Genomic DNA, 8,645 nt, shown 5'->3' on the forward strand with positions numbered 1-8,645 from the left:
CTCTTCTGCCGTGCCGGACCGCTTACTTGCGGATCAGGCTGCGCAGCACGTACTGCATGATGCCGCCGTTGCGGTAGTAGTCCGCCTCACCGGGGGTGTCGATGCGCACGACCGCGTCGAACTCGACGCCGGTGTCGGTGGTGACCTTCACCGTGCGCGGGGTGGTGCCCTCGTTCAGCTCGGTCACGCCGGTGATGGAGAAGGTCTCCTCACCGGTCAGGCCGAGGGAGGCCGCGGTGTGGCCCTCGGGGAACTGCAGCGGCAGGACGCCCATGCCGATCAGGTTCGAGCGGTGGATGCGCTCGTAGGACTCGGCGATGACGGCCTTGACGCCGAGCAGCGCGGTGCCCTTCGCGGCCCAGTCGCGCGAGGAGCCCGAGCCGTACTCCTTGCCCGCGAGGACGACGAGCGGGATGTCCTGCTCGATGTAGTTGCGCGAGGCGTCGTAGATGAAGGCGACCGGGCCGCCGTCCTGGGTGAAGTCGCGGGTGTAGCCGCCCTCGGTGCCCGGCGCGATCTGGTTGCGCAGGCGGATGTTGGCGAACGTGCCGCGGATCATCACCTCGTGGTTGCCGCGGCGCGAGCCGTAGGAGTTGAAGTCGCGGCGCTGCACGCCGTGCTCCGTGAGGTACTGGCCCGCCGGGGTGTCGGCCTTGATCGCGCCGGCCGGGGAGATGTGGTCGGTGGTGACCGAGTCGCCCAGCTTGGCGAGGACGCGGGCTCCGGTGATGTCCTCGACCGGCTCCGGCTCCTGGCCCATGCCCTCGAAGTACGGGGGCTTGCGGACGTAGGTGGACTCGGCGTCCCACTCGAAGGTGTTGCCGGTCGGGATCGGCAGCGACTGCCACTGGGCGTCGCCGGCGAACACGTCGGAGTAGGACTTGGAGAACATGTCCTCGCCGATGGCGTTGGCGACGACGTCGTTGACCTCGGACTCGCTCGGCCAGATGTCCTTCAGGTGGACCGGGTTGCCGTCCTGGTCGACGCCGAGGGCGTCCTCGGTGATGTTCACCTTCATGGAACCGGCGATGGCGTAGGCGACCACCAGCGGCGGGGACGCCAGGTAGTTCATCTTGACGTCGGGGTTGATCCGGCCCTCGAAGTTGCGGTTGCCGGACAGGACCGAGGTGACGGCCAGGTCGTGGTCGTTGACCGCCTTGGAGACCTCCTCCGGCAGCGGGCCGGAGTTGCCGATGCAGGTGGTGCAGCCGTAGCCGACGAGGTTGAAGCCCAGCTTGTCCAGGTACGGGGTCAGGCCGGCCTTGTCGTAGTAGTCCATGACCACCTTGGAGCCCGGCGCCAGCGTGGTCTTCACCCACGGCTTGCGGGTCAGGCCCTTCTCCACCGCCTTCTTGGCCACCAGCGCGGCGGCGACCATGACGTACGGGTTGGAGGTGTTGGTGCAGGAGGTGATGGCCGCGACGGTGACCGCACCGTGGTCCAGCTCGTAGGTCGTGCCGTCGGGGGCGGTGACCGGAACCGGGTTGGACGGGGCGCCGTTCGGGTGGACGGCCGGGGCGTCGGAGGCCGGGAAGGACTCCACGCCCGCCTCGTCGACGCTGTCGACGTAGTTGCGCACGTCCTGCTTGAACTGCTCGGCGGCGTTCGCCAGGACGATGCGGTCCTGCGGGCGCTTGGGGCCGGCGATGGAGGGCACGACGGTGGACAGGTCCAGCTCGAGCTTCTCGGAGTAGTCCGGCTCGGCGTTCGGGTCCAGCCACAGGCCCTGCTGCTTGGCGTACGCCTCGACGAGCGCGAGCTGCTGCTCGGGGCGGCCGGTCAGACGCATGTAGTTGATGGTCTCGGCGTCGATCGGGAAGATCGCGGCGGTGGAGCCGAACTCCGGCGACATGTTGCCGATGGTGGCGCGGTTGGCGAGCGAGGTGGCGGCCACGCCCTCGCCGTAGAACTCGACGAACTTGCCGACCACACCGTGCTTGCGCAGCATCTCGGTGATGGTGAGCACCAGGTCGGTGGCGGTGGTGCCGGCGGGCAGCTCGCCGGTCAGCTTGAAGCCGACGACGCGCGGGATCAGCATGGAGACCGGCTGGCCGAGCATGGCGGCCTCGGCCTCGATGCCGCCGACGCCCCAGCCGAGGACGCCGAGGCCGTTGACCATGGTGGTGTGCGAGTCGGTGCCGACCAGGGTGTCGGGGTAGGCCTTCCCGTCGCGGACCATGACGACGCGGGCCAGGTGCTCGATGTTGACCTGGTGCACGATGCCGGTGCCGGGCGGGACGACCTTGAACTCGTCGAAGGCGGTCTGGCCCCAGCGCAGGAACTGGTAGCGCTCCTTGTTGCGGCCGTACTCCAGCTCGACGTTCTGCTGGAAGGCGTCGTTGGTGCCGAACTTGTCGGCGATGACGGAGTGGTCGATGACCAGCTCGGCCGGGGCCAGCGGGTTGATCTTCGCCGGGTCGCCGCCCAGCTCCTTGACGGCCTCACGCATGGTCGCGAGGTCCACGACACAGGGGACGCCCGTGAAGTCCTGCATGATCACGCGGGCCGGCGTGAACTGGATCTCCTGCGACGGCTGGGCCTGCGAGTCCCAGCCGCCGAGGGCGCGGATGTGGTCGGCGGTGATGTTCGCGCCGTCCTCCGTGCGGAGCAGGTTCTCCAGCAGGACCTTCAGGCTGTAAGGCAGTCGGGCCGAGCCCTCGACCTTGTCAAGCCGGAAGATCTCGTACGACTCGTCGCCCACCTGCAGCGTGCTGCGGGCGTCGAAGCTGTTCGCCGACACGACAGTCTCCTTCATTGATGTGCGCGTACCACCACGATCCTGCCGCCACGCCATCCCGGCCAGTCCGCTAAGGTAGACCTAAGTTAGGTGACCCTTACTTGGGTGGCGGCGGTGGTGCTCCTCGGCAGATATCTCGATGTCGAGATAACTCTAGTACATGGGGGCCGGAAGGTCATGCGCGGCCGGTGACCGATCTCTCGCAGCCGCCGCGGTCGACACCACGTAGGCCGCCACGGCCGGCGGGGCTCCCAGCGCCTCCGCCACGCCGACGGCGAGAGCCGGACCAGCCGGACTCGCCACGCCGAGGTCACGGCCGGCGCGTTCGCCCGGGACCGGCGGTCGCCCGGCGAATGCTGCCGGCATCAGTGCCCGCTCCAGCTCCTCCGCGCCCCCGTCCCCCACGGCATCCGGCCCGTCCACGGTCGATCCAAGGCGACATGCCTCGCTTCCGCCATGCGTTCCCGTGACCGCACGTCCCGCCGTGGGGCTTCTACAGCGTGACCGGTGCCGCACCCGCGCCGAGCGCGACCAGCACCGAGCCGGTCACATCGCCCGCGCCATGAGGGCGCACGGGCACCAACGCGGGACGGCCGACGCAGAAGGCGGTCGTCGAGGCGCCCACCGGTACGGTGCCGGGCCCGGGCCCGGCGAGCAGAGCCCCGCCTGTGTCGGTCCGTACCGCCAGGACCGGCCCGGCGCCGCGGCCCGCGCCGGGCAGCAGCGCCAGCGGCCCGAAGCCCGTCTGCCGTACGGCCGACAGGGGCTGCCAGGTCCGGCCGCTCCCGGTCAGCCGCTCGACGACGATCTGCGCGCTCTCGGGTACCCGGTAGGCGAGCACCAGCGAGCCGTCCGCCGCGCTCGCGGCCGACGGCGCCTCGGCGGGTGGCGCGCTCAGCCGCAGCGGACCGCGGTAGCGCACCTCGGCTCCGGGTGCGGACTGGGCCCACCCGTGGACGGCGCCGCGCCCGGCGGCGAAGACATGGATGCGACCGGTGCCGTCGACGGCGGCGGTGAGCCCCTCCTGCACCTGGCCGCCGGCCAGGTTCCGCCACGGCGACCAGTGCCCCGCCGTGTCCCGCACCCGCGTACTGAGGCCCTTGGAGGCGTTCCGCACGAAGACGTGGACGCGGCCGTCGCGGCCCAGGACCGCCGTCGGCGGCCCGACCCGGCGGCCGCGGACCGGGCTGCGCTCGGGATTGCCGAGACTGCTCCACGTCTCGGGGAACGGCCCCCCGGCGGAGTGCTGCTCGAGGAAGACGACTTCCCGCGTGTTGCCGGCCGACGCGGCGCCCAGCCCGGAGAAGCGAAGCCCGAACAACAGGTCCCGCCTGCCGGAGAGTGTGACGACGCTCAGCGCCGGGGCCAGCGGGCCGCCCCCGAGGTCTTCCGGGGGGCTCCATGCCGCCTTGCCCGCCACGGTCTCGCCCGCCGTGCCGCGCGTCCAGCGGGCGGCCCGCATGCCGAGCACGCCGTACACGGTCAGCTCGCCTCCCGGTCCGGCGACGCCCTGCGGTCCGGAGGTGGGATACCTGTAGTGGGTGCTGCGCACCCAGTCGCGTTTGTCGCGCAGCGAGGCGCCCGATCCGACGCTGTAGTCGCCGCAACCGCTGGGATTGCCGCAGTTCCAGTCGGGACCGCCGCCGTAGTCGTCGAGATAGCGGGCCTTTTGCCGGACGATGGTGCCGGGCAGGTTGATCGGCCACCGCTGGTTGTAGTAACCGCGGTACACCTCGGTCAGGAAGACCGGGGCCTTGCCCCCGGAGGATGTGCGGCGTCCCACCCACTGGGTCATGGCGGCCCAGGTGAACAGGGCGACCGCGGTGTGGTCCGGGTGGTCCGAGTAACCTCGCTGATCGCTGCCCCGGGGGTTGTGCGCGTTGTGCACCTGCACGTCGGGGTCCGGGTCCAGCGTGCGTATGACCGTGGGCCGGAACCGGTCGAAGAGATGGGCGAGGGTGCCGATCAACTGGTCCCGGCTGTAGTGGCGCAGTCGGGTGACCGGAGAACCCGGGACGACCACGGTGGCGACCTGGGCGCCGGAGTCCGCCCACAGTTGCGTCATACCGACCTGGGTGTGGGGTCCGGCCCGGGTGTGCATGTCGATGCTGAGGAACACGAGATCGACACGCCTGCCCCGGTGGGTGAGGCTCTGCACCTCGACCTCACCGCCGTCCGGCACGGTCAGGGTGGACCGGGTCCAGGGCGCGAAGAGGCCGAGCCCGAGCATCGCCGCGTACGCCTGGCGCAGACCCTGCTGGCGGGCCGAGACGTAGGCGGGGACATCGGGCAGGGGCTTGGGGTGGCCGGGAACGGCGTTGACGCCGTACGAACCGCCGCCCGTCACGTACACCGACACCAGGGGGACGCTCCGGTCCAGTCCGCCGAGCGTGTCCGGGTTCATGAAGTGCAGGTCGTCGTCCGGGTGGGCGACCACCTGCATCACCACCGGGCGGCCGGCCGCACCGAACCCGGCCCGGGTGGCGACGGGCGGCGTCAGCGACTCGGTGCTGTCCGGAGCCGGCTTCGGCTTCCCCCTCCTCGCACCGGAACAGCCGACCAGCGCGGCCGCCATGGCTCCTGCCATGGAGCCCACGACCGTACGTCGCCCGGGCAACGGCCTCACATCCTGCGGACGACTCACTCGTTCGGACTCCGTTCACGCGCGGGACAGCCGTCCCCACCACCCCGTTCGCGGAAGAAGAGCGGCGGGAAGAATGCCGGGTTTCACGGCGCACGGTGATCCGCAACACATGCGCCACGTCGCGAGGTGTGCACCGTCGGCCGACGGTGAGAGGCGTCCGCATGGCGTGCGGACGCCGGGCGTACGCGCCGCGGTGCGCTGACCGGCGAACGGCCAGGAAGAAGCCCGGGACCGCCCGGCCGACGGCGAACTCCCCTCGCCCGGCCGTCAGTAGGCCAAGTCGGGGTGTCCGGACAGAACGTGGCAGTGAACGTGCGACGCCCCAGGGCATGGCGGCCAGGAAGGAGGCACCGCATGCCGCTGACATCGGCAAGGGTTGTTCGAGTTCTTCCCAGCGTGCGGCTCGGCCTCGACATGCGCTCCTGATCCGTCGACGTCGGCGGGGAGAACGGACCGCGACACACCGACAGCAGCACCGGACGTCATATGATATCGGTCGATTTGCCTGACCCGTTCGGGTGAACCCGCACCCTTGTGAGCAGGCACGGCTGACGGCACCTCACTCGAACGAACCCCCGGGGATGTGCCATCTCATATCTGAGATAGCCTCAACCCCATGGCAGACGACTACCTCGTACGCATCGGCAAGCTCATCCGTGACGCCCGGCAGCACCGCGGCTGGACGCAGGCGCAGCTCGCCGAGGCGCTCGGCACCAGTCAGAGCGCCGTCAACCGCATCGAGCGCGGCAACCAGAACATCAGCCTTGAGATGATCGCCCGGATCGGTGAAGCGCTCGACAGCGAGATCGTCTCTCTGGGCTACGCGGGCCCGATGCACCTGCGCGTGGTCGGCGGCCGCCGGCTGTCCGGCGCCATCGACGTGAAGACCAGCAAGAACGCGTGTGTCGCCTTGCTGTGCGCCTCGCTGCTCAACAAGGGGCGCACGGTGCTGCGCCGGGTCGCGCGGATCGAGGAGGTGTACCGCCTCCTGGAGGTGCTGGGCTCCATCGGGGTGCGCACCCGCTGGATCAACGATGGCACCGACCTGGAGATCGTGCCGCCGGCCGACCTCGACCTGGACGCCATCGACGCCGAGGCCGCCGTCCGCACCCGCTCCATCATCATGTTCCTCGGCCCGCTGCTGCACCGCCTGGACCGCTTCAAGCTGCCCTACGCCGGCGGCTGCGACCTGGGGACGCGCACCATCGAGCCGCACATGATCGCGCTGCGCCGGTTCGGTCTCGACGTGGCCGCCACGGAGGGGCAGTACCACGCGACGGTGGACCGCGGTGTCCGCCCGGACCGCCCGATCGTGCTGACCGAGCGCGGGGACACCGTGACGGAGAACGCGCTGCTGGCGGCGGCCCGCCACGACGGGGTGACCGTCATCCGCAACGCCTCTTCCAACTACATGGTGCAGGACCTGTGCTTCTTCCTGGAGGCGCTGGGCGTACGCGTCGAGGGCATCGGGACGACCACGCTCACCGTCCACGGTGTGCCGGTCATCGACGTCGACGTGGACTACTCCCCCTCCGAGGACCCGGTGGAGGCGATGAGCCTGCTGGCCGCCGCCGTGGTCACCGAGTCGGAGCTGACGGTCCGCCGCGTCCCCATCGAGTTCCTGGAGATCGAGCTGGCGGTCCTGGAGGAGATGGGCCTCGACCACGACCGCAGCCCCGAGTACGTCGCCGACAACGGGCGCACCCGCCTGGTCGACCTGACGGTCCGCCCCTCCAAGCTGGAGGCGCCGATCGACAAGATCCACCCGATGCCGTTCCCCGGCCTGAACATCGACAACGTCCCCTTCTTCGCGGCCATCGCGGCCACCGCGCAGGGCAAGACCCTCATCCACGACTGGGTCTACGACAACCGCGCCATCTACCTGACGGACCTCAACCGCCTCGGCGGCCGCCTCCAGCTCCTCGACCCGCACCGGGTCCTGGTCGAGGGCCCGACCCGCTGGCGCGCCGCCGAGATGATGTGCCCGCCCGCCCTGCGCCCCGCCGTCGTCGTCCTCCTGGCCATGATGGCGGCCGAGGGCACGTCGGTCCTGCGCAACGTGTACGTCATCAACCGCGGTTACGAGGACCTGGCGGAGCGGCTGAACTCGGTGGGGGCACAGATCGAGACCTTCCGGGACATCTGAAGGTCTTCAGGAACAACGCCGCTAAGCCCCTCCTGACCTGCGTGTACGTGAGCCAGGAGGGGTTCGGCTTCGTCCGTGGGACTTCTCAGGGACTTTTGGACCGAGGCCGAGAGACTGTCGCCCTCCGCGGCTGAGAGACGGATTTGCCCGGCACTCCACATGATGCGTCACCGGAAGGACGTCGGCCTGAGCGAGTCATAGAAAAGCACAGTTCAGGGCGGGTGTCGGCTCACTGCCCCGCTGTCACGCCCAGACACCCTGCACGAGCCCGTCCCGCTCGCTGCGGACGCAAGCTTGCACATCATGTCCCTCACCGCTCCCCCGCCCTCATAATGGATGCATGTCCTCCAACCCACAGCACCCCGCACCCGCTCCGAGCGGCCTTTCGGGTGCGGTCGCCGAGGATCTCGCGTTGTACCGGGAGAAGTTCCGGCGGCGTCTGCCGGAGGCGCTGGACCAGTTGCACGGCCCAACCCAAGGGGTCGTGCAACTGCCGCTGCACATGGCCTGGTCGGGGATGACCTCGTACGACATGAGCAAGCGCCCCGCGACCTGATCGACGTGTACGCAGCCTCCCGCCGCTGGACCAATGCCCAGCTCGAGGAGTTCGCCCGCGGCCGCTTCGAGCGCGAGGATCTGCAATCTCACGGGCGCCGAATGGACCGACGACGAAGCCTTCGCCGCCTATGGGCTCGATGACGCCACCATCACCGCTCTCCACCCTTGGGCCGTGGAGTGGACCGTCGACCTGGCGGCCCGCCTCCTCGAAGAGGCCGATGATCCGGACATCGACTGATCACATCCGGACGAGGTCGGATGTGCAAGCGATCAGAACAAGAGCCGAGCAGTGAGTAGGTGGGACATCGGCGTGCGACGGCCAGGGTCGCGTCACGCTGGAGTACTACTTCCTGTGCCGCACGCGAGTCGCCGAAGGCCCAGGACTCGATGGGACCCTCGATTCCTGGTCTCTGGTTCCGCGTCGGCGGACGGACTTCCCCACGCGGGTGACCTCGAAGCGCCCGTTACTGATTTCGGCTCGTCGGGGTGAACCTTCATGAAGTCTGTGAGGGACCCGGAGTGATGCCTGTATCCCATGGTGTGTGAGATATGCGGATGGG

General features: G+C 69.8%; 4 protein-coding genes and 1 pseudogene. 3 read left to right on the plus strand and 2 right to left on the minus strand.

From position 1 onward, the window contains the following. Positions 1–22: 22 nt before the first annotated feature. Together acnA and ABZ719_RS31535 are read right to left on the minus strand one after the other, a co-directional pair. Positions 23–2,740 (minus strand): aconitate hydratase AcnA, encoded by a 2,718-nt coding sequence (acnA, locus tag ABZ719_RS31530; protein WP_366728567.1) that lies wholly within the window; start codon positions 2,738–2,740, stop codon positions 23–25. A gap of 490 nt (positions 2,741–3,230) precedes the next feature. Next, the gene (locus ABZ719_RS31535; protein WP_366728568.1) at positions 3,231–5,324 is read right to left on the minus strand and encodes a PIG-L family deacetylase; all 2,094 of its coding nucleotides are present in this window, start codon (positions 5,322–5,324) and stop codon (positions 3,231–3,233) included. Positions 5,325–5,997: 673 nt separating this feature from the next. Here ABZ719_RS31535 and ABZ719_RS31540 point away from each other — a divergent pair. The 3 genes and pseudogenes from ABZ719_RS31540 to ABZ719_RS31550 all read left to right on the plus strand — a co-directional run. Further along, the gene (locus tag ABZ719_RS31540) at positions 5,998–7,527 is read left to right on the plus strand and encodes a UDP-N-acetylglucosamine 1-carboxyvinyltransferase (protein WP_366728569.1); all 1,530 of its coding nucleotides are present in this window, start codon (positions 5,998–6,000) and stop codon (positions 7,525–7,527) included. Positions 7,528–7,867: 340 nt separating this feature from the next. After that, positions 7,868–8,083: a hypothetical protein gene (locus tag ABZ719_RS31545; RefSeq protein ID WP_366728572.1), complete on the plus strand. Its 216-nt coding sequence runs from the start codon at positions 7,868–7,870 to the stop codon at positions 8,081–8,083. Beyond that, positions 8,068–8,323 (plus strand): annotated as a pseudogene (locus ABZ719_RS31550) (hypothetical protein); the annotation flags it as partial. The gene ABZ719_RS31545 and the pseudogene ABZ719_RS31550, both read left to right, overlap by 16 nt. Positions 8,324–8,645 lie beyond the last annotated feature (322 nt).

It is taken from the genome of Streptomyces sp. NPDC006743 (assembly GCF_040703815.1).
Classification (GTDB): Bacteria; Actinomycetota; Actinomycetes; order Streptomycetales; family Streptomycetaceae; genus Streptomyces.